Source organism: Alteromonas sp. B31-7, from assembly GCF_015767655.1.
GTDB classification, from domain to species: domain Bacteria; phylum Pseudomonadota; class Gammaproteobacteria; order Enterobacterales; family Alteromonadaceae; genus Alteromonas; species Alteromonas australica.
This window is the reverse complement of record NZ_CP065233.1, coordinates 2,935,340-2,960,553: the sequence shown is the minus strand read 5'-3', so window position 1 is coordinate 2,960,553 and position 25,214 is coordinate 2,935,340. Positions and strand designations below refer to the sequence as shown.

Sequence of the window (25,214 nt, the reverse complement as noted above, 5' to 3'; positions counted from 1 at the left end):
CGCAGCATCAAAACAAGGCATCTTGTGTGGGGTTCACCTTTAGCGAAAGGTTAGGTAAAGGCGTTGTTGGGAAGGCGGTGTTATACATATCGATGAATAACTGCGCCAACCAAGGGGCGTCTTTATTGTCTGGACGATGACAGAACACGTAAGGCGTTTTCCCTTGGCAACGCCACCGATGCACTTTCGTTACCCAAGGTCGTAAGCAGCTTTCGTTGTCTACCTCGTTATTATTGCCGACAAAGCGCACAACTGGTTTATCGCCGGTTGCGATGACATTCACAGGCACTCGGGGTTTCTTTTCTCTCACCTCTTTTAATAGCGTGTCGTGACAAGGGCCGGTGAAAAGTGCCCGGGTATCCATCATGATGCGGTTCGCATTATTCCTAATTAGTAACTGGTTAAATGCCTTTTCTGCTTCACCCTTGGCAAAAAAATCAAGGTGCCTAACTTCCACACCTACGCTTATAGTGTCAGGCAGCATTGTCAAAAAGCGCTCGAGGTCATTGAGCTTTTGAGGGCCAAATTGGGAGGGGAGTTGCACCATCATTAGGCCCAGTTTGTTTTTTAACCCAGCCAACAGAGCTAACTGCGCTTGAACGTCTTCCTCGCAATGCTTCAATTGATGAACATGAGTGATGTTTTGACTAAATTTAAAGGTAAACGAAAAGTGCTCGGGTACAGAAGCAGCCCAGCGTTCTACCGCATCGGCATGAGGAAGCGAGTAAAAGGTGGTATTCCCTTCAACCGTATTACATTCTTGTGCGTATTGAACGAGCTGACTTTGCGCTTTTGGCAGGCCAGCAAACCAGGTTTGCGGCCAATGGCTATGCTGCCACATAGGCAAGCCGATAAAAACGGGAGGGAGGGAATGGGCGTTGTGCGTGATACCAGAAACCTCATTATTGCCAGAAGTGGGATAGTTTACATTTGTCATTGGGCTTTACGGCGCATTTGTTTATACTATGCGGCCTTTAAACTAATACATTGAGCAAGATGGTTACGCCGCGCAAATTTGAGCGCCATTGTAGAGCATTTCTAACGCGCTACAAAGCCAGTTAACCATAGTGTTAAGCAAGAAAAAATATCAGGGGTCAAGGACCATGCGCACAGATTACTGTGGGAATATCGATTCATCTTACATTGGACAAGAAGTCACGCTTTGTGGCTGGGTTAACAAGCGTCGCGACCTAGGTGGCGTTATCTTTATAGATCTTCGCGATCGCGAGGGCATTGTACAGGTTGTGTTCGACCCTGATTTACCTGATGTATTAGCGGTTGCCAATACGCTACGTAGTGAATTTTGCGTTAAGCTAACGGGGAAAGTTCGTGCACGTCCCGAAGGCCAAATGAATAAAGATATGCGCACGGGCGGAATTGAAATTCTAGGGACAGGCCTAGAGGTCATCAATAAAGCGGATGTGTTGCCTCTTGATTGGAATCAGGAAAATTCGGAAGAGCAACGTCTTCGTTATCGCTACCTTGATCTTCGTCGTCCTGTAATGAGCCAGCGCTTACAATTTCGTGCCAAAGTCACTGGTGCTGTTCGTCGTTTCCTAGAAGAAGAAGGCTTTTTAGATATTGAAACGCCTATTTTAACCAAAGCAACCCCTGAAGGTGCGCGGGATTATTTAGTTCCTAGTCGTACTCATAAAGGCGAGTTTTTTGCCCTGCCGCAATCTCCTCAGTTGTTTAAGCAACTGCTGATGATGTCGGGCATGGACCGTTACTATCAAATCGTTAAGTGCTTCCGCGACGAAGACTTACGTGCCGACCGTCAGCCAGAGTTTACCCAAATCGATATTGAGACCACGTTTTTAGATGCAGACGGTGTTATGTCTATCACTGAACGCATGATTCGTGATTTGTTTAGTAAAATGCTTGATGTTGATTTAGGTGACTTCCCGCGCATGACTTACGCCGAAGCCATGCAACGTTTTGGTAGCGATAAGCCTGATTTACGCAACCCATTAGAATTAACCGATGTGGCAGACCTGCTTGAATCCGTTGAATTTAAAGTGTTTAGCGGACCAGCAAAAGACCCGAAAGGCCGTGTAACGGCTATACGTGTCCCAGGCGGTGCGTCGCTGTCACGTAAGCAAATTGATGAATACACAAAGTTTGTGGGTATTTATGGTGCGAAAGGCTTAGCCTGGATTAAAGTCAATGAACTCGCACCAGGCCAAGAAGGTTTGCAATCGCCTATTCTTAAGTTCTTAAGCGAAGATATTACTGATGCCATTATTCAGCGCACAGGTGCGCAGGCTGGTGATATTCTGCTGTTCGGCGCAGATAATTATACCGTAGTGACTGAAGCCATGGGTGCGCTTCGCCTTAAGCTTGGCGAAGACTTCGACTTACTCGACGGTGACTGGAAGCCACTTTGGGTTGTAGACTTCCCAATGTTTGAAGAGTTTGATGGCCAGCTTCATGCTATCCACCATCCTTTCACTGCGCCTCGTGGATTAACACCTGACGAGCTTAAAGCCAACCCCGTTGATGCATTGTCAGATGCTTACGACATGGTACTAAATGGAGTAGAGCTTGGTGGTGGTTCGGTACGTATTCACAATGAAGACATGCAGTCGGCTGTATTCAATATTCTTGGTATTGACGACGAAGAAGCGAAGAACAAGTTTGGTTTCTTACTGGATGCACTTCGTTTTGGTGCGCCACCACACGCAGGGCTTGCATTCGGGTTAGATCGCTTGGTTATGCTTATGACCGGGGCAACCTCTATTCGTGATGTGATGGCATTCCCTAAAACCACCACGGCAGCGTGCCCGCTAACGTCCGCCCCAAGCCCTGCTAATCCGCAGCAGCTTGAAGACTTAGCTATCGCCACGGTGAAGAAGCAACCTTAATTTATGGCCTATAAAAAGCCAGAATCAGCGCTGGTGGTGTTGTATGACCAACACCACCGAGTGCTATTGCTGCAGCGCAAAGACGATCCCACTTTCTGGCAATCGGTAACCGGTGCGTTGGAAGAAGGGGAGCTTCCCGCTGAAACGGCGCGTCGTGAAGTGGCAGAAGAAATTGGTATCGATGCCAATATTCACGGCTTTGTGTTGAATAACCATAACAAACAAAACAAATACGAAATACGTAACCGCTGGCGTCACCGCTATCCTCCAGGTACGGTATTTAATACCGAGCACGTATTCTCATTACAAATAGACAGCGCGCTTCCTCTCGTGCTTACTGAACATCTTCAGTATGAATGGGTGTCCAAAGAAGATGCATTAGCCCGTTTGTGGTCCCCCTCAAATAAAGAAGCGGTATCTTTGTTTGTACCGAGTGTGCCTTAATGGTTATACTGGGTATAGATCCAGGTTCTAGGATTACCGGTTACGGTTTAATTGCGCGAAAGCAAGGTAAATTGGTGTATGTAGCCAGCGGTTGTATTCGTGTTGGTACGGCAGAATTACCCGCGCGATTAGCGAATATTTATACTGGCATTAGTGACATTATTCGACAGTATTCGCCTGCGCAATTTGCAATTGAGCAAGTCTTTATGGCGAAAAACCCCGATTCAGCTTTAAAGTTGGGCCAAGCAAGAGGGGCAGCGATAGTGGCGGCAACGCAGGCAAGTTTGCCCGTGGCTGAATACAGTGCAAGGCAAATAAAGCAAGCTGTGGTAGGAAAGGGCAGTGCCGATAAAACACAGGTGCAACACATGGTGAAGCATCTATTGAATTTAAGTGGTACGCCACAAGCCGATGCGGCTGATGCCTTAGCGGTTGCCTTGTGTCATGCCAATACTGAACAAAGCCTTATTAATATGGCGGGGCAAGCACGTAAAACGGTACGTGGCCGACTACGGTAATCTGCTAGAACCAATCCTAACTTTCGCTTTTATAAAGCTAAGCAAAGAGACTTTTCATGATTGGACGAATTCGCGGTACGTTGGCTGAAAAACAGCCACCAGAAATTCTTGTTGATGTAGCCGGTGTTGGCTACGAAATTCATATGCCTATGACCAGCTTCTATCAACTTCCCGCAGTAGGCGACGAAGTGGTGGTGTATACCCATTTCGTGGTACGGGAAGACGCGCAGTTACTCTTTGGTTTCGCCGATAAGATGGAGCGAGGCTTGTTTCGCGAACTGATTAAAGCTAATGGTGTCGGTCCAAAACTAGGGCTTGCTATATTATCGGGTATGTCAGCATCGCAATTTCTTGCCAGTGTACAAAACGAAGATGTGTCAGCCTTAGTGAGCTTGCCCGGTATAGGTAAAAAAACTGCAGAACGTTTGGTGGTTGAACTTAAAGACAGATTAGCTAAGTTTGGTAAAGCACAAAGTATTGCAGTACCGCCACCGAGTAGCGATTTGTTATCTGCCAATACCTTTGTTGAAGTGAACGACACCCGTGAAGAAGCACAAAGCGCGCTTATTGCACTTGGCTACAAACCTGCGCAGGCGAGTAAGCTTGTCGACAGCGTGTATAGCGAAGGCATGGAAAGCGAAGCGCTTATTCGTGAAGCCCTCAAAGCGGCCATATAAATTACATTTAAATAAGCAGAGCAATCATGATAGAAGCCGACAGACTTATCACGCCGGATGCTAGCAGCGAAGATGAAGTTATCGACCGCGCCATTCGGCCAAAAATGTTGGACGATTATACCGGTCAGCCCCATGTGTGTGAGCAAATGGAAATCTTCATTCAAGCGGCACGCAATCGTGACGATGCCTTAGATCACCTGCTCATTTTTGGCCCGCCAGGATTGGGTAAAACCACGTTAGCCAATATTGTGGCTAACGAAATGGGCGTGAACATTAAAACCACCTCAGGCCCGGTACTTGAAAAGGCAGGTGATTTAGCGGCCTTGCTGACAAACCTAGAGCGTAACGACGTACTCTTTATCGACGAAATTCATCGATTAAGCCCCGTGGTGGAAGAAATACTTTATCCCGCCATGGAAGACTATCAACTGGATATTATGATTGGCGAAGGGCCTGCGGCTAGGTCAATTAAGCTGGATTTACCTCCGTTTACTCTCGTGGGCGCAACCACCCGTGCTGGCTCTCTAACATCACCGCTAAGAGACAGGTTTGGAATAGTACAGCGTCTGGAATTTTATTCCGTTAAAGATCTCACCAGCATAGTCGCACGAAGCGCAAGTTATTTGAATTTATCCATGAGTGAAGAAGGCGCTCAAGAAGTCGCCTGTCGCTCAAGAGGTACGCCTCGTATCGCAAACCGCTTACTTCGACGGGTGCGAGATTACGCTGAAATTAAAGCCGATGGCACGGTGGGCGCTGAGATAGCGGCTAAAGCACTCGATATGCTGGATGTGGATAAAGAAGGCTTTGATTACATGGATCGTAAATTGCTAACTGCCATTATAGAGAAGTTTGATGGTGGGCCTGTAGGGTTGGATAACTTGGCCGCTGCCATCGGTGAGGAAAAAGAAACCATCGAAGACGTCATTGAACCGTTTCTTATTCAGCAGGGGTTTTTACAACGCACTCCCAGAGGCCGAATAGTATCGCAACGAGCCTATCTTCATTTTGGTTTTACACCTTCAAATTAAGCCTTTTCTAATGGCAGTGTTAAAGCACTGCCATGTTTTATTCAAAACAAAGGATTGAAAGCAAAAAAAAGCCCGCTCATTTGAGCGGGCGAAAACAACAAGTGTTGAAGGAAATAAATCCAGGGAACTCATGTCTTACAAGAGAAAAACTCTAGCGTAACCGTGCTTGCCACCATTACGCTCTGTACGACTGATGCTGCGTATTATAGGTAAGCGCAGAATTCTTACAATTGAGTAAAATTGTTTTAATTCATTAGAATATCTAATGTGTTATTTATATGTTAATCGTGCGTCAAAAAATGATTTAAAGTGGCGTTTATAGTAGGATGTGGCGGTGAAATTTAGCGATGAGTTGCCGTTGGGTTGTGCGTTGTTTTTGTATTTATAGATTAATTTTATTGACGGTAAAGGAATAGTTATGCATCGACATCAGGTGAGGGTGTATTACGAGGATACCGATGCAGGTGGTATTGTGTACTACGCCAATTATTTAAAGTTTATGGAGAGAGCCCGTACAGAGTGGTTACGTTGCTTAGGCTTCGAGCAAGACACATTAATGGAACAATCGGTCGCTTTTGTCGTCAAACGCGTTGAAATGCATAATTATGCGCCTGCTCGGTTTAATGAGTTGTTGAGTATTGATTCTCAGGTTGTAGAATTAAAAGGCGCTAGCATGACATTTAAACAAACCATTAAAAATAAACAAGAAACGATATTGGTCACCGCCGAGGTGCTCGTTGCTTGTGTTAATCTGGACTCAATGAAGCCCAGACGTTTACCACGTACATTATTAGGGGAAATTTCGCGTGTCATCTGATCTTACTTTTATCGGACTTTTTCTACAGGCCAGCTTTATCGTTCAACTGGTCATGCTGCTTTTATTGAGTGTATCCATTGCCTCTTGGACATTTATATTTCAAAGAAGTAGAGCGTTATCAGGAGCACGAGAAGAAATGCGCCAGTTTGAAGACAAGTTTTGGTCAGGCGCAGATTTAAACCGTCTTTATCAAGAACTTTCTGCGCGAAACAACCTGACTGGCATGGGCAGCATCTTTTGTGCGGGTTTTAAAGAATTTGTCCGTTTGAGGAAGTCGAACACCAGCACAAATGGTGTGGTTGATGGTACCTATCGTGCTATGAGGGTTACCATGTCGCGCCAAGTAGAAGAATTAGAGAGTCGACTGCCTTTTCTCGCCACCGCAGGGTCCATTAGCCCGTATATTGGCCTTTTCGGAACCGTATGGGGAATTATGAATGCCTTTATCGCGCTAGGTGAAGTGCAACAAGCCACCTTGGCAATGGTTGCGCCAGGTATTGCTGAAGCTTTGATTGCCACAGCGATTGGTTTATTCGCGGCAATTCCTGCTGTTATTGCATACAACCGCTTTAGCCATCAGGTTGAGAAGTTAGAGAATAACTATGGCAATTTCATGGAAGAGTTTTCTGCCATATTGCACCGCCAAGCCATGGCGTCGCAAGCACAACAACCACAAGCCTAAGCTAACTTCACACACGAGCGAGGACTTGTTATGTACGTGAGAAAACGCAGAAGACCGGTTTCAGAAATAAACGTAGTGCCTTACATCGATGTTATGTTGGTACTACTCATTATTTTTATGGTGACCGCACCATTAATATCACAAGGGGTAAAGGTAGATCTTCCTAAAGCAAGTGCCAACCCTATTGAGCAAGAAGACAATCCCCCCATTATTGCGTCGGTAGACGTGAAAGGCCGCTATTATTTAAATGTTGGTGATGACCAAGAATCTCCTATCGACAAAGACGAACTTGCAGCAATAGTGCAAGCGCAGCTTCAAAAAGATGAAAACACGCCAGTGGTAGTGAAGGGAGATGGTCAGGTTGCGTACAACGAAGTGATTCAATTAATGGTGCTATTGCAAAGTGCGGGTGTACCCTCAGTTGGGTTAATGACAGATCCTGTAGAGCCGGAGTAGGGTAACCCTTTTATGACAGCATCATCTGTTGCCATTTATAAATCCCTAGGGCTGCACACGGTAGTGGCGGCCCTGTTGCTAATTAGCGTCAGTTTTTCGCCAGATCCCTTACCTAGTCTTCCTTCAAATGCACCGTTAATTGAAGCAACGTTTATAGATGCACAAAAAATTGCCGATACTAAGCGTGCCCAAGCTCAAGCAGAAGCGCAAGCGCGTGCCAAAGAAGCAGAGCGCCAGCGTAAAGCACAAGAAGCCGCAGCTCAAAAGCGCCAGCAGGCGCTAGCCGCTAAGCGTGCGAAGGCAGAACGGGAAGCAAAAGCGGCAGAAGCGAAGCGGCAAAAAGAATTAGAGCGATTAGCCGCGCAAAAAGAGAAAGAACGCAAAGAAAGAGAGGCCCGCGAGAAGGCGGAAGCCTTACAAAAAGAAAAAGACGCGAAAGAAAAAGCGGAAATGGAAAGAATAATGCAAGAGCAGTTAGCACAGGAGCAGGCGGCGCAGCAAGCTAGACGTCGCAAGCAGGTGCTCACTGAGGTAGAGAGGTACACCGCGCTTATTCAACAGACTATTAAGCGTAACCTCTATTATGACGATAGTTTTGAAGGGAAGGTGTGCCGGCTAAATATAAAGTTGGCGACCACAGGGTTCGTCACCAGTATTCGTGTACTTGGCGGTAATGATGCCTTATGTCGCGCCGCCGAGAGTGCCGTCAGGCGAGCAGAAGAGCTACCAGTGTCAACTGCGCCAGATGTGTACGAACAGCTAAAAGATATCAACTTAAAAGTGGAACTGTAGTGAAATGAAAATACGAGGTTTATGGATAGCAGCCATTGCAATGGTGTTTAGTGCTAAGGTGTTCGCTACCTTGGAAATAGTCATCACAGAAGGGATGAACAGTGCTCGGCCCATTGGGGTTGTTCCTTTTAAGTGGAAAGGGCAAGGAGCACTACCCGGTGAAATCTCAGAAGTGGTGATGGCCGATTTAATGCGCAGCGGTAAGTTTAATCCGGTGTCCACCAATGACATGCCACAGTACCCTGAAACGGCAGAAGATGTTGATTATAGTGCTTGGGCCACAATGGGGGTGGATACCGTGCTTGTGGGCAGTATTGATGAGCAGGGCGCAAACAAGTATGTGGTGTCTTACCAGCTTATCGATGTGCTGAAAGGGCAATTAGATGGTGGGCAAGCTCAAGTGCTTAAAAACGGTGAGCTAGTCACCAGCAATAGCCATGTCATTGTTGCACGCCAGGCGGTAATTGATGGTCAAGATTTCCGTCAGTATGCACATAGAATTAGTGATGTCGTATATGAAAAACTGACAGGAGTACGCGGCGCATTCCTTACACGCATTGCTTATGTCATAGTACGGGACAGAGATACGCACAAAAAGCCGTATCAACTTGTTATTGCCGATTATGATGGGGAAAACGAAACGCGCTTACTTTCATCTCCTGAGCCGTTGATGTCGCCAGTATGGTCGCCGGATGGTGAAAAATTGGCTTACGTTAGCTTTGAAAATCGTCGCCCGCAGATATTTATACAGGATATTTACACGAGTGAGCGTACCCGCGTTACCGATTTTCCTGGTATAAATAGTAGCCCGGCGTTTTCGCCAGATGGCAAGCAACTTGCTATGGTGTTATCGAAAGATGGAAACCCAGAGATCTATATCATGGATCTTGCGACAAAAAACTTGCGTAGAATTACACGTAATCGTGCGATTGATACTGAGCCTGCCTGGCTGCCAGATGGTAGTGGGTTAATTTTTAGCTCGGAACGGGGTGGTAAACCCCAGATTTATAGCGTAAATTTAGATTCTAAGAAGGTAAGACGCGTTACCTTCGTTGGTGAGCAAAACCTCGGAGGTACAATTACCCCTGACGGAAAGCAAATGGTGGTGGTCAATCAGACCAATGGGAACTACCATATTGCTAAGCAACCGTTAGACGGTAGTTCACCTCAAGTGCTGACAAGAACCTATTTGGACGAGTCGCCGAGTATTGCACCCAATGGCAGTATGATTATATACAGCACCCTACACGAGGGTACACAAGTGTTATCGCTTGTTTCTCTTGATGGGCGTTTTAAAGCTAGGTTACCAGCAGCCGATGGGCAGGTAAAAGCACCAAGTTGGTCACCATTTTTGTTCTAAACACTGATACAGTAAACAATAAAATTTAAGGATTAGTAGGATGCAAATGAATAAAGTAATGAAAAGCTTCATTATCGCTTTGCCAGTGGTGACAATGATGGCCTGTTCTTCAGGTCCTAGCGAAGAAGAATTAGCCGCTGAGCGTAACCGTTTAGCACAAGAACAAGCCGCCGCTGAAGCAGAAGCCCGTGAAGCAGAAGCTGAGCGTGTGCAAGCAGAAGCTGCACAGCGTTTGAAGCGTCAAGAAGAAATGGTTCAGCAAGAAATGGAAGCGCTGAAGAACGAACAAACAGTTTACTTCGACTTCGACAGTTCAGGTATTAAACCTGAGTTCCAACGTTTGCTTGATAAGCACGCGGCATTCTTGGTGAAAAATCCAGGTACTAAAGTGACAATTGAAGGTCACACTGACAGCCGTGGTACCCCTGAGTACAACATTGCGCTTGGCGAGCGTCGTGCCCAGTCAGTTGAAACTTACCTAATGAATGCTGGCGTAAGCAGCAGCCAAATTTCAGTGGTTTCTTATGGTGAAGAAAAGCCAGCGGTAATGGGTTCTACTGAATATGCATTCGCACAGAACCGTCGCGGAGTGGTTGTTTACCGATAATGGCTTATCCCTCTTTAAGACAACTTAAATTAGGCGTCACCTTTGGTGCCGCCTTTGTCGTCTCCAGTTACGCAAGCGCGCAAGCACCCGTATACGATGCTAACGGCGGTAACGATCTCGAGCAGCGCATAGCAGTATTAGAACGGATCGTAAAAAGCCGCACTGAAATGCAGCACCGTTTGCAAGCTCAGCTAGACAATATGCAAAATGAAGTTGATGAACTTCGTGGTGCGGTAGAGGTGAATACCAACGAGCTGGAAAAAGTGCTAGAGCGCCAACGGGAGCTGTATCTAGAAATAGATAAGCGGGTAGAAGCGCTTAAGCAAAATGGCGTCACAAGCTCCACAGGTAACGCCGTTACGTCGTCGGTAAGCGCATCAGGAGCCACGCCAAGACAAGCGCTACAGCAAGTTACCCAGCAGGGTGAGGAAGACGCCTACAACAGCGCTGTGAACCTTATTCTTAAGTCACGGGAATACGACAAAGCTATTCCTGCGTTTCAATCGTTCATAGAACGCTTTCCTAATAGTGAATATGCGCCGAATTCGCACTATTGGCTTGGGCAATTGTTGTTTAATAAGCAGCAATGGGCAGAAGCCAGTGAGCAGTTTAATACTGTCGTGACGCGCTTTACTGATTCTAGTAAGCGGGCAGACGCGTTATTAAAGCTAGGTGTTATTGCTGAACGCACGGGTAATATTAATCAAGCGAAACAGCTATTTCAGCAAGTTGTCGATGAGTATCCAAACTCCTCGGCCACGCGATTAGCATCATCGAGATTAAACAACCTTTAAATAAAAACCTCTCATTTGAGAGGTTTTTTTTAATCTAGCCTAAGAAAATTTGTGTACTCATACTAAGTACTTAGGTTTTAACAAACTTTCTGCCTATGAGTAGGACAGAAGTGTACAAAAAGTAACGTCTCGATTCATCCCAAACTCAACGTTATCTTTGCCGTAAAGGAAGAATAAACGAACGATTTGTACTGATTTTGACCGCTTGGAAGGTTTTTGACAGAAAAATGAAAATAAAAAGGGGTTTTGGGTTGCGTCAGAAAAAAATCTGAGTATTATATGCCGCCGTTGCCAAGACACAGGCAACGGTAGGAAAGAAGGGTCGTTAGCTCAGTTGGTAGAGCAGTTGACTTTTAATCAATTGGTCGCTGGTTCGAATCCAGCACGACCCACCACTTCTTCTCCTAGCTCAAAAATGATGGGTCGTTAGCTCAGTTGGTAGAGCAGTTGACTTTTAATCAATTGGTCGCTGGTTCGAATCCAGCACGACCCACCATCATTTCAAAGCAAAGCAACCAGTTCAAGCCCATAAAAAGCTTGTGGTTCGGTTCAAAAGAACACGAACAGTTGTTGTGTCACTTGATGGGTCGTTAGCTCAGTTGGTAGAGCAGTTGACTTTTAATCAATTGGTCGCTGGTTCGAATCCAGCACGACCCACCATCAAGTGCGTATGGCTCTACCCCATAAACGGGGGATCAGCACTCATCTTACCCTATTGATAACACCATCCCATCCGCAATGGGTCATCACTCTTATTCTGTAATTTTCAAAGTTTCTAAAACCATACGCTCTTCTCGATATCATTTCCATTTTGTTGTGGAAGCCTTCGGTGACGCCGTTGTTCCGTGTAAAGCGCCACATTGCCACTATCGGTTGTAGCCAGGACGTCAGGGACTTCGCTAAGGCTTTGAGTGGGCTTTGATGCAATTGTGCGAGTAACTCTAAGAATTGAGGTAGCTTTTTTTCCATCCGATTTTGGTTCATCGTTTTCATCAGCACGAAACGGATAAGCTTTTGTTTCGTTATATACAATGCGCGTAGGACGGGGTAGTTCGCCAAGTAACGGTCTAAGTTTGCTCTGTTATCTTCGTTTAGTCGCCATTGATGCCGTCGCATGGCTCTACCCCATAAACGGGGGATAAGCATTCACCTTACCCTATTGATAACACCATCCCATCCACAATGGGTCATCACTCTTATTCGATAATTTTCAAAGTTTCTAAAACCATACGCTCTTCTCGATATCATTTCCATTTTGTTGTGGAAGCCTTCAGTGATCCCGTTGTTTCGTGTAAAGCGCCACATGGCGATGATAGGTTGCAACCACGAAGTTAAGGTATTGGCCAGTGCACGAAGTGGACTGTGATGTAACTGTTCAAGCAAGTCTAAGAACCTCGGTAATGTCTTCTCCATTCGTTTTTCATTCATAGTCTTTAACAGCATATACCTGATGAGCTTCTGTTTGACCTCATACAGTGTTTTCAACACCGGATAGTCAGCTAAGTAGCGTTGTAGGTTGCTGTTTTTCTCTTCGCTTAAATGCCATTGATGTCGTCGCATCAAACTAAGTAAACCCCGATTTTTACGTCCTTCAGGGTGTTGTTGCTGCCACGCTTTTAAGAAGTGATGGTTGATCAAGCGCACCACATGAAAACGGTCAGCGACGATTGTCGCGTTAGGAAAGTACTTTTTAGCAATGCTGCGATACGTTTCGGACAAATCCATCGCGATGAGCTTCACGTTCTCTTTATTGGGAAGGTGGCGCAAATACGAGCGTAAACTTAATTCAGAACGTCCCAGTTTTACATCAAACACACTACGATGTCGTAAATCTACAAACGTCGTCGCATAACCCTTCTTACGGGTAAAAAAGTGTTCATCTAGCCCCAACATCTCGGGGCAGGGGCGACTGATAATCTCTTTATATTTTTGGCTGATATGAGATTGGTACCACCGCTCTACCGTAGTTGGACTAATGCGATGTGTGCGTGAGATGCCACGCTGCGTAACACCGCCGTGGTGCGCCTCAAAGACTTCCAAGCGAAAGCACTCTGATGCCCGATAGCGAGGCCGAATCCCAACAAAAGGATGCCTGAAATAACGACCACAGCATCGACAATGATACTTAGGCACCTTTAAATGTAGCGTTAGCACCTGATTACCTTGACGCGTGTGCTTTACAGTGCGCTTATGTGTGGCTTTTATGCGTAAATGTCGACTCTCACAATGCTTGCATAGAGGCTTTTTAGTAGGCTTCGCCCACACTTCAATAAAATCATGTCGATGAACACGTTCTATTTCTAACTCACTTATGCCTAAAATAGTACCTGCGTGGGACATCTGTACTCTCCATTAAATGATTCTTCGCAAAATCAGTTTAATGAATGCGGATGTCCCCCGTTAATGATGAAGAGCCACATTAATGCTAGTCATACAGATGATCAATCGTCGCATAGGGATGTTAACCCCGCTGTACGCTTTATATTCAATTTTTTAGAATAAAACCATTGAAAAAAACATCATTGTACTTACCTAAGTAGTGTGTAATTTTTATGACAGTTGGGTATAATCCACGCCCTTGTCGCAACAGAGATGTAGGTCAATGTCAGTAGCTTTTCGTGTGGAACAGGTAGAGTATCCGTTTCCAGCTAAACCACAGCCATTATCAGATGCCCGTAAGGCAGCACTTAAAGCTGAGATTAAGTCTTTGCTTAAAGCGCGCAATGCCGTATTAGTGGCACACTATTACACCGACCATGAAATTCAGGCCCTAGCCGAGGAAACCGGTGGGTGTGTAGCAGACTCGTTAGAGATGGCGCGTTTTGGACGCGATGCACAAGAGCAAACCTTAATCGTGGCTGGCGTACGCTTCATGGGTGAAACCGCTAAAATTCTCAGCCCTGAAAAAACAGTACTGATGCCAACCCTAGAAGCAACGTGCTCCTTAGACATTGGCTGCCCGGTAGAAGAGTTCAGTGCTTTTTGCGATCAACATCCTGATCATACCGTCGTGGTATATGCTAATACATCGGCAGCAGTAAAAGCGCGTGCCGACTGGGTAGTCACATCTAGTATTGCGTTAGAAATTGTTGAGCACCTAGACAGCGAAGGCAAAAAGATAATTTGGGGTCCGGATCGTCATTTAGGCTCTTACATTGCGAAACAAACGGGTGCCGACATGCTTATGTGGCAAGGCGAGTGCATTGTGCACGATGAGTTTTCAGCGCAAAAGCTGGCAGACATGAAAGCCCTGTATCCAGATGCCGCTATCTTAGTTCACCCTGAATCGCCAGCCAGTGTGGTTGATATGGCCGATGCCGTCGGCTCTACCAGCCAATTAATTGCAGCGTCACAAACCATGGACAACGATACCTTCATTGTGGCAACCGATAAGGGTATTTTCTACAAGATGCAGCAACTTACGCCTAACAAGACCTTTATTGAGGCTCCAACAGGCGGTAACGGCGCTACATGTAAAAGTTGTGCTCACTGCCCTTGGATGGCAATGAACGGCTTAGAAGCGATTAAGGCGTCGTTAACAGAAGGTGCGAGTGGCCACGAAATTTTTGTAGACGACAGTTTACGAGAACGCGCCCTTATCCCACTCGATCGCATGTTGGCATTTTCCGCCGATTTAAAAGCAAAGCAGGGTTTGTAAACTCAAGCGTTCATTAAATGGGCAGTTGTTCGATTTTTTTAAGCTACGTCTTGATTAACTAGCCCGCTTTACCTACTATACGCGCGCTGCAACATTGCAACACAGAGTTACATGTTTTGCTCAATGCAAAACAAGACAATTTGGAGAGGTGGCTGAGTGGCTGAAGGCGCACGCCTGGAAAGTGTGTTTAGGGTTAAACCTAACGAGGGTTCGAATCCCTCTCTCTCCGCCAAATTCGAAGAACCGGCTTTGCGCCGGTTTTTTTGTGCTCGTAATAAATATACTCACTATATGTCATGTGGCGATTACTTTTTCATGCTCCGCCTTCATTGCTACACACGTTGTCCGTGTATATTATTTCCATAATAAGTAGGTTTTACTGAGCACAGAAATATTGGGGTCTATGCTGCTAGATTTTAAACGTAAATCTACCCATCTCCTTTCTTACTTTTCTTTATTTTTCAACAGCTAATTACAATATCTTGCCATTTATAGTGTGCCTAGTTAAACGGTTGTTCTTTTCTACCCATCGGCATGAGTCATGCAGGCTGAGAAGGTGAGTGATACAAATGATGACGTGTATTTCATTAAGGAGGAGCAATTATGTCGAAGCAAGACCAATACACGATGACCGATCCACGTACTCAGTACGATAGCGACCATACCCACTATAACAGTGACCAACCTGATCCCGCTTTGGATAAAAAATTAGACCCATCGGCAGATCACGGAGAAACCACATATCGTGGGAGTGAGCGACTGAAAGGACGCAAAGCGCTGGTGACTGGCGGTGATTCAGGCATTGGACGTGCAGTGGCTATAGCCTTTGCCCGGGAAGGCGCAGATGTCGTGATTAATTACCTTCCTTCTGAAAAAGTGGACGGGGAGTCGACGTTAGAAATATTGAAAGAAGCGGGTGTTAGCGCGAAAGGTATCGCTGGCGATATCAAAGAAGAAGACTTTTGTGTTTCTCTGGTTGATGAAGCGAAGGGCTTCTTAGGTGGTTTAGATATTGTTGTGAACAATGCCGGTAAACAAAAGTTTGTGGAAGATATCGAAAACTTAACCACAGAGCAGTTTAGAACCACATTCGAAACCAATGTATTTGCTATGTTTTGGATCACTAAAGCTGCTGCGAAATATATGCCTCCCGGTGGCAGTATCATCAATTCCACGTCGATTCAAAGCTATCAACCATCCCCAGGCTTACTAGACTACGCTTCAACCAAAGGGGCCATTACCTCATTCACGAAATCCTGCGCGAAAATGCTGATTGAAAAGGGCATTAGGGTTAATGGCGTTGCGCCAGGTCCCATATGGACACCCATTCAGCAAAGCGGTGGACAAGCGCCAGGCAAACTCCCCAATTTCGGTGAAAACACGCCAATAGGTCGCGTTGGGCAGCCTGCAGAACTCGCGCCTGCATACGTGTATTTGGCTTCACAAGAATCTAGTTATGTCACTGCAGAAATCTTAGGGGTTACAGGGGGCAAACACCTCCCTTAGCCTACGACTCTAGTTGATAAACGAGAATTAAAAAAAGGGCGATGAATATCGCCCTTTTTTATGATTTGCATTGTCGAACTACGACTCTATTGCATGGAAACAGAGGCAGTCCCAGTTAACACTATTGCTATTGTCGCTCTGCTGCATCAGAAAACCATTGCTTATGGCGCTTCTCATCAGCCCAGTGTCTTTCGATTATGACGCGTTCTGCAACAGAGAAGTCTTCGTGATCTAATGCCTTTTCATAGGCTTTTGTCGTTACCTCTTCATTAACTACCATGGCTTTTAAGACAGCTTTGTCGTTAATAAGGCCTGCAATGACAACTTTCCCTTTAGTCAGTACTTTCTTAAAATCTGCGTCAGTTACCTTATCTTCACCCCGTTGCGTCAACATATTGTTAAGCGCGTCGATGTGAGACTTGTGATCGTCTCTAAATGTAGCGATGGTTTCCTTCAAAGTAAGATCCTCAATTCGCTCGAGCGAGGCCTCATAGGCCGCTAAGGCATCAAAATCTAAATGACATAGTTCCGATAACACTTTTGAAGTTGAAGACATGATGTTCTCCTTGACATGCCGATTAAAATAATTTGTACGAGCAAATTCACAAGGAGATTAACTATTTTTTATATTCAAGCATTGGCCAGTGGGCTGACGCTGTCTGCTAACACTAAGTAAGGCATAAAAAAATGGGGTCAGAGTACTTTTACGGATAAAAGGCGAAAGGTCTTAAAATGTACTCTGACCCCATTAATTCAATGGCCTCAAAATGTACTCTGACCCCATTAAATGGAAATTCTATATATTGGAGAGCTATCAAGAATTGAGTTGTCGGCTTCTCACGCCACCGAAAATATATTTGAAATACAAACAGATAGCGCTTAACTAATGCTAAATATGCTGCCTAATAATTATAAGAACAATCAGAACACAAGCACAGGTTAGTAACACACATATGCATTATACTAACCGTGATATAAATGAAGAATACGTAAAATGCCAAGCAATGATGAATGACATTTTATATTAGCTGCGTCCCTTTTGACGCAGTATGATTGTGCTCATCGCCAGTAAAAGCAATATAAAGACACTCGGACTGCTAACCTCCACCAACGTAAATCTCGCATAGGAAGTTTCCAGGCCAGTCACTAAGCTTGTGCCAACGTTTGAGACTGAATCCAGTCCTGTGCCATCAGGTCCAGCCGAACCTGCCCAACCGGGACGTGCATTTATCACTACAACCCCTTGAACATGAGAGGTATTCGCACCATATGGTATTATAGACTCACATAACCAGTAGTTGCCACACCCTTGTGCGGGGTATGTACCCGGTTCGGTATCGAAATTTTCACCAGAGACCAAATCTAAAAATACTTGATCTAATAGTGCTTGCCCAGCAAGCAAGGCACTCGATTCGTTAGAAAACACAAATGTGGCAGAACTATCACATGAGCCAAAGACATCAAAACATGTGCCCTTGATAAACTCTACATTATAGAGGGTGCCATCAACATTGAGGTTTTGTACCCCAACTAAGGTTGTGCCAGAATCTATGTTTAAAATCATTGTAGAATGTGCATTAGTAACTGTGAAATACAGTAAAGAGGCAACTAAAAGTTGTGTTATTGATTTGCAGTGCATTATTATTCCCTTATATAATATACAATATAGTGTTATCCAAAATCATCTTGGCAGAGCAACATAAGCAAAAAGCAAACCAATAAAAATTATTACTAATTATCAATAATTTAGTTTTTTTTCAAACCCCTTTTAAATTTTATGTAAAAATAACTGACTACTTTTCAACAAATAATGTTAAATACTTTGGAAAATTAGACGCTTACACATAAGTAAACATTAAGGCAAAAATAATGGGGTCAGAGTCTGAGGTATCCCCACAAATAATATAGCGAAATCAGTGAGATAAAAAAGATAGGAACATTCATGACCTTTGGTGATCAGATCATTCGCCAAACATCACTGAGACCAAACTACCATGAATGCCCTGTTTATTGTGAACAAAGTCGTATCGCTTGTCAGCTTAAAAATGCATAAAACTGGTCAGGATGCGGTAACGGCGTGCGTCAAAAGCCTGCTTAATGGAAGCGCTGCAACCGTAACCAGCATAGGCCGAGGCATTGACACCAGAGCGTTTGAGAAACATCGCATTAAACGTGCTGACCGTTTGCTTTCAAACCCCAATCTGCTTGGTGAAGTGCCGCTTATCTATGCATCTATCGGCCAACTATTTTGTGGTAACACTTCACGCCCCGTTATCTCTATAGATGGGTCAGATTTGGATGACCGTAAAAAGCACTTTCTGTTACGCGCGGCGATATCTTTGAAAGGTAGGCCCATCACACACTATCAAAAAGAGCACTGCAATAAGACGAAAGAGAAACCAGCCACAGACAAAATATTTTTAAAGACGTTGCACGCGATATTACCTTCTCACTGTCGCCCCATTATCGTCACCGACGCAGGGTATAATCGCCTCGGTTTAGAGAAGTTAAGGTGCTAGGATGGGATATTGTTGGGCGTATCCGCAAGCCACATTTTTACTCGCTTGATAGAGGAAATACGTGGCAATGTATTCGTCATCTTTACGCACAAGCAACCTGTCGACCGAAGCGTTTAGATAACAGCCAAATAGTAAGGAGCAACCCCTTTACCTGCACGCTAGTTCTGTTTAAACAGAAATCTAAAGGACGACATGCTTCAAATCCAGATGGTACGCGCAAAGCCTCAAAGTGCTCAAAAGTGCATGCGCAGGGGGCGAAAGACCCGTGGCTATTAGCCACATCACTCGCATCTCACCGAAGCTTATCGAAACAAGTCGTTGCTATTTATCGCCAGCGCATGCAGATTGAAGAAGGGTTCAGAGATATGAAAAGCACCAAGTTCGGGCTTGGTTATGAACAAAACAAAAGTGTTAAAAAGCAGCGTCTAACAATACTAGTATTGCTGACCACGTTAGCGTCACTTGTTGCTATATTACTGGGTATGGTGCTCATCTCTTCAAAAAAACATCGCCGATTCCAAACGAATACCGAAAAAAGAAACGTCCTCTCATTCCACTACCTCGGCCTCAGAGCTATCGCGTGTCGAATACGGTTTACCATGCGACAGTGGGAAGCTGCACTTAAATGGTACAGCTCTATAGTAGATGGGGCCTAGGCCGGAAGCACATGAAATTAAATTCGTGGGGATCCCTCAGACTCTGACCCCTTTTTTACGTGGTGGCGAAGTCATTTGGCTTATTTTTAAAAGCCTACAATCTTCTCTCTTCCCGCAGTGACAAGTTCGCCGTCTATTTCATCATCGAATGAGAACGAATAAATGATCCAGTCATTCACGGGGCGATAGAACATAAATTCTAGTCTCACTGGTTGTCGTTCATAAAGCACCATATAGCTTACATATACTAGCCTGTCGGCCACCTCGTGCTCCCCTAACTTAACTTTGCCGTGGTAATCACCCACTAAGCTATTTAAATTCTGAAGTTGTATTTTTACATTGTGTATATCATCAGACTTTTGGTCCATCCACTTGTTGGTGGAATAAATGGCGTCTACGGCTTCATTAAATTTCCCTGCTTCATACCGCGAAAAAAACGTTTCTATTTCATCCTCAAAAGCGAATGAGGAGTGACTAAAACTCAGCAACAGCAATGCTAAAACTCGAATTCTCATCATAAGTGTCCTTGTTTTTAGGGGGATGTACAAAGTCCCATCCCTTCGATTAGGGTTGGTTTTCGTTTTGGTTGGGAATATCGTTACATACTTGGCAGGCAATGTTTTTGCGAAAATTATATGCACGGCGTGCGGCAAAAATGGAGAGTGAAATGACTGTCCAAATGACACCGAATTCCACAGAGTAACCGAGAGTTTGGCCTTTTAAATACTGAATTCCAGCCAATAAAGCGAAAATAATTGGAAAGGCGATACTGTATTGAGCGGCCCATTTTTTTATTGGCATTGGTTGTTCCTGTTACCCACTGTCTCGTCCATAAAAAGCGTGCTTGCATCGGTGGACACCGGAATTGAATTTGCGGCCCACATACTGAGATTAGAATAGCGCTTCTGGTTTAATATTTATACTAGAAAAATGCTACTCTGTGGACAAAATTCACTTATGAACTCTTAATGTTATCGCTAAATAAGGGCAATTTTTATGAAGGCCGTGCTGTTCGACCATGATGGGACGTTAATTAATTCTGAAGCCATCCATTTTGATTTGTGGCAACGCTTTTTATCACACTACGGCGTCAGCATAACCAGCGATTATTACAATGAACAAATGGCTGGTGTATCGGTGCGTGAAAATGCCCCTGACATTATCAAAGCATTCAATCTACCCCTTACGCCACAAGCGCTGTTTGAAGGTCGTAGAGCCCTGACTTTAGATTATTTAAGCACACAAGCGTTCCCGCTTATGCCCGGCGCAAAAGAGGTGCTGTGGCAGTGTTATCAGCAGGGCATACGGGTCGCTATCGTTACCGGCGGGGCCAGGGCTTCAGTAGCGCGCACGCTCAAAGACTACGGGCTATCAAAGTGGGTAGAATGCGTTGTATCTTCGGATGATGTAGCGACAGGAAAGCCGGCGCCAGATTGCTACCTTAAGGCGCTTCGCCTCATGGAGCTTAGCGCAGACGAGGCTGTGGCCGTTGAAGATACCGGTTTTGGTGTAGCGTCAGCGGTAGCGGCCGGAGTGGCGTGTGTGGCTATTCCTACCCCTTTATCGTCCCACCACGACTTTTCTGCCGCTCGCGCACAATATGCCTGTTTACTCGACTGGTTAAACCAAGAAATTGGACAGTCATAAAAAATTTGGCTGTTAAATGAACCTAAATCCGCTACCGTCAGCGTCACTTCATCTATTGGCTACTGTGCTAGCGCTTGGTCGTTCTGCTGCTGGGCGCGCGCCGTGGCCCTGCTACTCACCATGGCGGTTAATTCATCCGTAGACGACGCAGTGCGCTTTTGAGATAGCGGTTTTGTATACTGATTAAGGTAGCTTAATCCTGCTTTGACGCCTAAATTGTAATCGAAGCGTAAATCGCCATCGGTGCTGCCAAGTAGTTTGCTTTGCAACTTTTCTGGCGCGAAAATTTGAACGATCTCCACGTCTTTGGGTGGGTTAGCCAAGAACGCCAATTCTCGTTGGTATGCCTGCTTATGCTGCAGTAAAAAATCGATGGTTTTAGGGCAGTGGCCAGAGACGCACACTAGGGCGCTCACTTTTGCTAACCATGCTGATTGCGCTTGAAATTTCTCATCCACCGTACGTATAACGACAATCTTGCGCGCGCCGCGCTTGTACGCTTCAGTCACCGGCAAAGGCGCCGCTAACCCACCGTCTAAATAAAAGTCAGTATTCGGTTTTTGCGTGTCTGAACACCCTTCGGTCACTAGGGGCACACCTTGCTTATATAAATAGGGAAGGGCACTGGAGGCCTTTATCACCTCTAACCAATGGTTTGCCTTGGCTAGTGGGTTGAAATAGTAGGCTTTTCGATTACGCGCATTGGTTGCGGTAAACAGTACTTCTCTTTGTTTGGCATTGTGTTCAGCAGTGGCAAAATCTAACCGTCGGTTAGCTTCTTTGGTTTTGTCGAAGTACCAATCTAAGTCAACAATGTGTCTGCCTAGTAGGCTTCTTCCCACGTGGAAAAAGCGCTTGTGGCGAGACAAGCCGCGAATAAGGCGTTTAGCGTAGCCTTTCTGCCGTGACAAAAAGCTGGTTAGGTTTTGAGAACCGGCCGATGTACCTATAAGTATGTCAAAAGGGTCGTATTGATGAGACAACCATGCATCTAATACGCCTGCTGTGAAAATACCGCGCTGACCACCCCCTTCTGCAATGAGCGCGGTTTTGACTGTATTTTCATTGGCGGCTATCTGTGTTGAAAACTGCCTTGTAGACGTTAATGTTAACTGCACGAATTTTGCCTCGTCGAACGTTAATGTGAAGACGACAAGTATATAGAGCAGTGAATAGTGGGAAAAATTGAAAGAATGAATCGGTGTGATAGGGAAATGCAAACAGCGGAAAATGGACTTTCCGCTGTTTGTCAGAAGGGTTTCTATTCTTTTGAGGACGACATGCTAGCGTTATCTGCATTCAAGAGGATAGGCTCGCCGAAGCCCAGTTCTGCTAGCCTGGGAAGCTGTGTTTTAGCATCGCCAACCACTAACCAAATCATCTTGTCAGGGTTTGCGTAAGTGGTCGCTAACTGCTGAATGTCTTCTATGGTTATGTTTTGTACAATATTTTGGCGGGTTTGAACAATATCTGCCTGCCAGCCATAGCGGCTCATTTTCTGTAGTAGTGACAACTTCGCATTGGCAGTTTCAAACTGTCTGGCTGCACTTTTCAGGAAGAAACTTTTCGTATTGACTAAATCTTCTTCACTGAAGGTGTCAGGGTAGAGCGTCAAAATTTCTTTTACTAGGGCCGCAGACTCGAAGGTGACGTTGGTGCGTACGCCACTTCCAATGATAAAGGGGCCAGGGATATCCGAACCACTAAACGCCGAGCGAATACCGTAAGTGTAACCTTTACCTTCGCGTAACGACTGGGTCAAACGTGACGCAAAACCACCGCCTCCCAATTTGTAGTTCATTACTGTGGCAGGGTAGAAGTCTTCGTCGGTTTCGGCCATGGCGAGGTAGCCAAAACGCAGCACCGATTGTTTCGCGCCAGGCACATCATAAAAGTACACTTTGGATGTTTCAGGGGTATTAGCGACCTTAAGCTCAGGTAGGTTTACCGCTTTCGTAGGCCAGCCTTCCACCCAACCTTTCATTGTCTCTATCACCGTTTCTGAAGATACTGCGCCCACAACATGGACGTGGGTAAGGTTTGGGGCAATATATTTAGCGTAATAGGCTTTAAGGTCGTCCATGGTAATGTTCGATAACGTGCTTTCATTACCCATTGGGTTCAAAGAGAAGATATGATCTTCACCATAGAGCAAGGCTGCAAATGCGTTATCCGCTATATTGTTAGGGTTAGCTTTTTGTTGGGCTATGGTGCTTAGCGTGCTTTGCTTTGCCAGCGTAAACTCTTTTTCGTCCCATCTAGGGGAAAGCAACATTTCTTTGACGAGTGCAAGCGTAGATTGGTAGTTTTTAGACAAGGTATTGCCGTAAACCACAATAGATTCACGATTGGCTGAAATATCAATACTCGCGCCCAACATAGCCAGTGCGCTTTCTAACTCTTCAGGGGTTTTTGTCGCAGTACCTTTTTCTAGCACTGAGGCAAGCAAGTTAGCCACACCGGCGGTGTCCATGCTTTCCGCACTTAAGCCACCGTCAATCTGCAGCGTAAATTCCACCAGAGGCAGTTCGTCATTTTCAATGCCATACAAGGTTAACCCGTTACTTAACTCGGTGTGCCATACTTCAGGAACCGGTGGGGTGGGCGTTTCACCATACGCTGGCTCTATACTGCGGTCAAAACTTGACGGGGTTTTGACATACTCTGTGTCTGCGGGCAGTTCAAAGGTTTCCCCCTCTGTATTTGCAACAATCGCTTCTTCTACCACGTTCGCCGGCGAAGCCCCCTCTAAAGCAAGTTCACCCTGTCCTTTGGGAACAAAGCTAGTAGAGACAAATGCCTTGTCTTTAATATACTGGCGGTAAACACGCATAACGTCGTCTTTGCTCACTGCAAGAAACTTCTTAATGTCTTCGTTCACGTAGCCTGGGTCGTCTGCAAAGATATTATACTGTGCTAAGTGAAAGGCCTTTCCTAACACGCTAGATAAGCGATTGTAAAACGAAGCTTCTATACCGGCTTTGATACGGGCTAAGTCTTCATCACTGATGCCGTTTTCTTCAAATTCAGTGAATGCCTCTTCAATGGCCATCTTTACATCATCAAGATCAGTACCTGGATAGGCGCGCGTAATAATGGAAATTTCGCCGGCAATTTCAGAGTCACTGCTGTACATGGAAACATTGGAGGTAAGGGCTTTATCATCTATTAATATTTTGTTTAGTGGCGCTGCTTTACCCTCTGAAAGATACTGGCTAAGAACATTCAACGCATAGGCGTCATTACGATAAAGGTCGACGCCTGGCCAAACCATTCGTAATTCAGGCAGTTGCGCGAAGTTGTCCTCGTACATACGAAGCTTGCTGTCGGTAAGCACCGCGGGCTTGTCGACAAGTGGCTTGATTTCCTCACCGCGGGGAATCTCATCAAAATACTTATGTACCCAGGCTTTCACTTGTTCTGCGTCAAAGTCGCCTGCGATAACTAAGGTCGCATTGTTCGGCACATACCACTTTTTATAAAAGTCTTTCACATCTTGAAGTGTGGCATTTTGTAAGTCTTCTAACGAGCCTATGACTTGCCAGTTATAGGGGTGATCCTCCGGGTACAAGTTTTTATCAACAACATAATTTGCGTGGCCATAAGGGCGGTTGTCTATTCTTTGGCGTTTTTCATTTTTGACCACTTGCTTTTCTTTCGATAAAACAGCGTTTGTCACGGTATTGATGAAAAAGCCGAGCTTGTCTGCTTCAGCCCAAATCATTTTTTCTAACGCGTCGTTTGGCACGGTTTGGAAGTAGTTGGTACGGTCTCTACTCGTAGAGCCGTTAGCGCCAGAACCGCCAATGCGTGAGCTCATTTTATCTAAGCCACCTTTACCCAAGTTTTCTGATTCTAAAAACAGCAAGTGTTCGAATAAATGCGCAAAGCCTGTGCGCCCTTCTATTTCCCGAGCAGAACCAACATGAAACGTGAGCGCCACGGCCGTTACCGGGTCTGATTTGTCTTGGTGCAAAACCACTTCTAACCCGTTATCAAGGGTAATCTTTTCATAATTTAGAACAAATTCTTGTGCGGACTGTTCTGTAGAGTTGGTCGCGGATGGTTGTTCAGGTTTTGTGCAAGCACCGAGTAAGCTTGCGCCTATCAGTAAGGTTGAAAGTTTTAATAGCGAAGATGTCGTCATTGTTGTCTTTATTAGATTGTCCCGACTGTTCAATATAAC

25 protein-coding genes, 4 tRNA genes and 1 pseudogene are annotated in these 25,214 nt (G+C 45.3%); 21 read left to right on the top strand and 9 right to left on the bottom strand.

Annotation, left to right across the window (positions count from 1 at the left end; genetic code table 11):
- Positions 1-7 precede the first annotated feature (7 nt).
- Positions 8-937, bottom strand: a complete 930-nt coding sequence (locus IUA53_RS12785) for a DUF72 domain-containing protein (protein ID WP_231401148.1) — start codon at positions 935-937, stop codon at positions 8-10.
- Between the two features lie 166 nt (positions 938-1,103).
- On the opposite strand from IUA53_RS12785, the gene aspS reads away from it, so the two are divergent.
- The 15 genes from aspS (at position 1,104) to IUA53_RS12710 (ending at position 11,702) form a co-directional block, all read left to right on the top strand.
- Positions 1,104-2,864 (top strand): aspartate--tRNA ligase, encoded by a 1,761-nt coding sequence (gene aspS, locus IUA53_RS12780; RefSeq protein WP_196897214.1) that lies wholly within the window; start codon positions 1,104-1,106, stop codon positions 2,862-2,864.
- Between the two features lie 3 nt (positions 2,865-2,867).
- Positions 2,868-3,308 (top strand): dihydroneopterin triphosphate diphosphatase, encoded by a 441-nt coding sequence (nudB, locus tag IUA53_RS12775; RefSeq protein WP_044056597.1) that lies wholly within the window; start codon positions 2,868-2,870, stop codon positions 3,306-3,308.
- Positions 3,308-3,826, top strand: a complete 519-nt coding sequence (gene ruvC / locus IUA53_RS12770) for a crossover junction endodeoxyribonuclease RuvC (protein WP_044056598.1) — start codon at positions 3,308-3,310, stop codon at positions 3,824-3,826. Before nudB ends, ruvC begins: the two co-directional genes overlap by 1 nt.
- Positions 3,827-3,882: 56 nt before the next feature.
- Positions 3,883-4,503: a Holliday junction branch migration protein RuvA gene (gene ruvA, locus IUA53_RS12765; RefSeq protein WP_044056600.1), complete on the top strand. Its 621-nt coding sequence runs from the start codon at positions 3,883-3,885 to the stop codon at positions 4,501-4,503.
- A 26-nt stretch (positions 4,504-4,529) separates the two neighbouring features.
- Entirely contained in the window at positions 4,530-5,534 is a 1,005-nt protein-coding gene (gene ruvB, locus IUA53_RS12760; protein ID WP_044056601.1) for a Holliday junction branch migration DNA helicase RuvB, read from the top strand.
- Between the two features lie 418 nt (positions 5,535-5,952).
- Positions 5,953-6,351: a tol-pal system-associated acyl-CoA thioesterase gene (ybgC, locus tag IUA53_RS12755; protein ID WP_196897213.1), complete on the top strand. Its 399-nt coding sequence runs from the start codon at positions 5,953-5,955 to the stop codon at positions 6,349-6,351.
- Positions 6,341-7,033, top strand: coding sequence for a protein TolQ (gene tolQ / locus IUA53_RS12750; protein ID WP_044056605.1), 693 nt, complete (start codon positions 6,341-6,343; stop codon positions 7,031-7,033). The genes ybgC and tolQ overlap by 11 nt, the downstream gene beginning before the upstream one ends.
- A gap of 30 nt (positions 7,034-7,063) precedes the next feature.
- Entirely contained in the window at positions 7,064-7,489 is a 426-nt protein-coding gene (gene tolR / locus IUA53_RS12745; protein WP_044446707.1) for a protein TolR, read from the top strand.
- A gap of 12 nt (positions 7,490-7,501) precedes the next feature.
- Entirely contained in the window at positions 7,502-8,281 is a 780-nt protein-coding gene (gene tolA / locus IUA53_RS12740) for a cell envelope integrity protein TolA (protein ID WP_044056608.1), read from the top strand.
- 4 nt (positions 8,282-8,285) lie between these two features.
- Entirely contained in the window at positions 8,286-9,641 is a 1,356-nt protein-coding gene (gene tolB / locus IUA53_RS12735) for a Tol-Pal system beta propeller repeat protein TolB (protein ID WP_044056610.1), read from the top strand.
- A 40-nt stretch (positions 9,642-9,681) separates the two neighbouring features.
- On the top strand, positions 9,682-10,248 hold the full coding sequence (gene pal / locus IUA53_RS12730) for a peptidoglycan-associated lipoprotein Pal (RefSeq protein ID WP_044056611.1): 567 nt from the start codon (positions 9,682-9,684) through the stop codon (positions 10,246-10,248).
- Positions 10,248-11,042, top strand: a complete 795-nt coding sequence (ybgF, locus tag IUA53_RS12725) for a tol-pal system protein YbgF (protein ID WP_044446709.1) — start codon at positions 10,248-10,250, stop codon at positions 11,040-11,042. Before pal ends, ybgF begins: the two co-directional genes overlap by 1 nt.
- Before the next feature lie 319 nt (positions 11,043-11,361).
- Positions 11,362-11,437 (top strand) — tRNA-Lys (locus IUA53_RS12720).
- A 25-nt stretch (positions 11,438-11,462) separates the two neighbouring features.
- Positions 11,463-11,538: transfer RNA gene (locus IUA53_RS12715), tRNA-Lys, on the top strand.
- 88 nt (positions 11,539-11,626) lie between these two features.
- Positions 11,627-11,702, top strand: a tRNA-Lys gene (locus tag IUA53_RS12710).
- Between the two features lie 42 nt (positions 11,703-11,744).
- On the opposite strand, the pseudogene IUA53_RS12705 reads toward IUA53_RS12710, so the two are convergent.
- Together IUA53_RS12705 and IUA53_RS12700 are read right to left on the bottom strand one after the other, a co-directional pair.
- Positions 11,745-12,158, bottom strand: a pseudogene (locus IUA53_RS12705) (ISL3 family transposase); the annotation flags it as partial.
- A gap of 30 nt (positions 12,159-12,188) precedes the next feature.
- Positions 12,189-13,382, bottom strand: a complete 1,194-nt coding sequence (locus tag IUA53_RS12700) for an ISL3 family transposase (protein ID WP_196897212.1) — start codon at positions 13,380-13,382, stop codon at positions 12,189-12,191.
- Positions 13,383-13,644: 262 nt separating this feature from the next.
- On the opposite strand from IUA53_RS12700, the gene nadA reads away from it, so the two are divergent.
- The 3 genes from nadA (at position 13,645) to IUA53_RS12685 (ending at position 16,206) form a co-directional block, all read left to right on the top strand.
- Positions 13,645-14,700, top strand: a complete 1,056-nt coding sequence (gene nadA, locus IUA53_RS12695) for a quinolinate synthase NadA (RefSeq protein WP_044056614.1) — start codon at positions 13,645-13,647, stop codon at positions 14,698-14,700.
- Between the two features lie 142 nt (positions 14,701-14,842).
- Positions 14,843-14,932 (top strand) — tRNA-Ser (locus IUA53_RS12690).
- A gap of 371 nt (positions 14,933-15,303) precedes the next feature.
- On the top strand, positions 15,304-16,206 hold the full coding sequence (locus IUA53_RS12685; RefSeq protein ID WP_044446788.1) for an SDR family oxidoreductase: 903 nt from the start codon (positions 15,304-15,306) through the stop codon (positions 16,204-16,206).
- Positions 16,207-16,333: 127 nt separating this feature from the next.
- Here IUA53_RS12685 and IUA53_RS12680 read toward each other — a convergent pair whose 3' ends face one another.
- Together IUA53_RS12680 and IUA53_RS12675 are read right to left on the bottom strand one after the other, a co-directional pair.
- Entirely contained in the window at positions 16,334-16,762 is a 429-nt protein-coding gene (locus tag IUA53_RS12680) for a ferritin-like domain-containing protein (protein WP_044446789.1), read from the bottom strand.
- A gap of 468 nt (positions 16,763-17,230) precedes the next feature.
- On the bottom strand, positions 17,231-17,770 hold the full coding sequence (locus IUA53_RS12675) for a hypothetical protein (protein ID WP_052806618.1): 540 nt from the start codon (positions 17,768-17,770) through the stop codon (positions 17,231-17,233).
- Between the two features lie 430 nt (positions 17,771-18,200).
- Here IUA53_RS12675 and IUA53_RS20295 point away from each other — a divergent pair, with 430 nt between their 5' ends.
- Together IUA53_RS20295 and IUA53_RS20290 are read left to right on the top strand one after the other, a co-directional pair.
- Complete coding sequence (locus IUA53_RS20295) at positions 18,201-18,725, top strand: hypothetical protein (RefSeq protein WP_231401146.1); 525 nt, start codon at positions 18,201-18,203, stop codon at positions 18,723-18,725.
- On the top strand, positions 18,719-19,381 hold the full coding sequence (locus IUA53_RS20290) for an IS4 family transposase (RefSeq protein ID WP_231401145.1): 663 nt from the start codon (positions 18,719-18,721) through the stop codon (positions 19,379-19,381). The genes IUA53_RS20295 and IUA53_RS20290 overlap by 7 nt, the downstream gene beginning before the upstream one ends.
- Positions 19,382-19,467: 86 nt before the next feature.
- Here the strand turns inward: IUA53_RS20290 and IUA53_RS12665 are convergent, their stop codons facing one another.
- Both IUA53_RS12665 and IUA53_RS12660 read right to left on the bottom strand, forming a co-directional pair.
- Positions 19,468-19,899, bottom strand: a complete 432-nt coding sequence (locus IUA53_RS12665; protein ID WP_156141757.1) for a hypothetical protein — start codon at positions 19,897-19,899, stop codon at positions 19,468-19,470.
- Between the two features lie 46 nt (positions 19,900-19,945).
- Positions 19,946-20,182 (bottom strand): hypothetical protein, encoded by a 237-nt coding sequence (locus IUA53_RS12660; RefSeq protein ID WP_044446791.1) that lies wholly within the window; start codon positions 20,180-20,182, stop codon positions 19,946-19,948.
- Between the two features lie 195 nt (positions 20,183-20,377).
- Between IUA53_RS12660 and IUA53_RS12655 the strand changes: the two genes are divergently transcribed.
- Positions 20,378-21,028: an HAD family hydrolase gene (locus tag IUA53_RS12655; protein WP_044446792.1), complete on the top strand. Its 651-nt coding sequence runs from the start codon at positions 20,378-20,380 to the stop codon at positions 21,026-21,028.
- A 59-nt stretch (positions 21,029-21,087) separates the two neighbouring features.
- Here the strand turns inward: IUA53_RS12655 and IUA53_RS12650 are convergent, their stop codons facing one another.
- Together IUA53_RS12650 and IUA53_RS12645 are read right to left on the bottom strand one after the other, a co-directional pair.
- Positions 21,088-22,104, bottom strand: a complete 1,017-nt coding sequence (locus IUA53_RS12650; protein ID WP_196899528.1) for a patatin-like phospholipase family protein — start codon at positions 22,102-22,104, stop codon at positions 21,088-21,090.
- A gap of 185 nt (positions 22,105-22,289) precedes the next feature.
- Positions 22,290-25,175: a M16 family metallopeptidase gene (locus IUA53_RS12645; protein ID WP_044446794.1), complete on the bottom strand. Its 2,886-nt coding sequence runs from the start codon at positions 25,173-25,175 to the stop codon at positions 22,290-22,292.
- Positions 25,176-25,214: the final 39 nt, after the last annotated feature.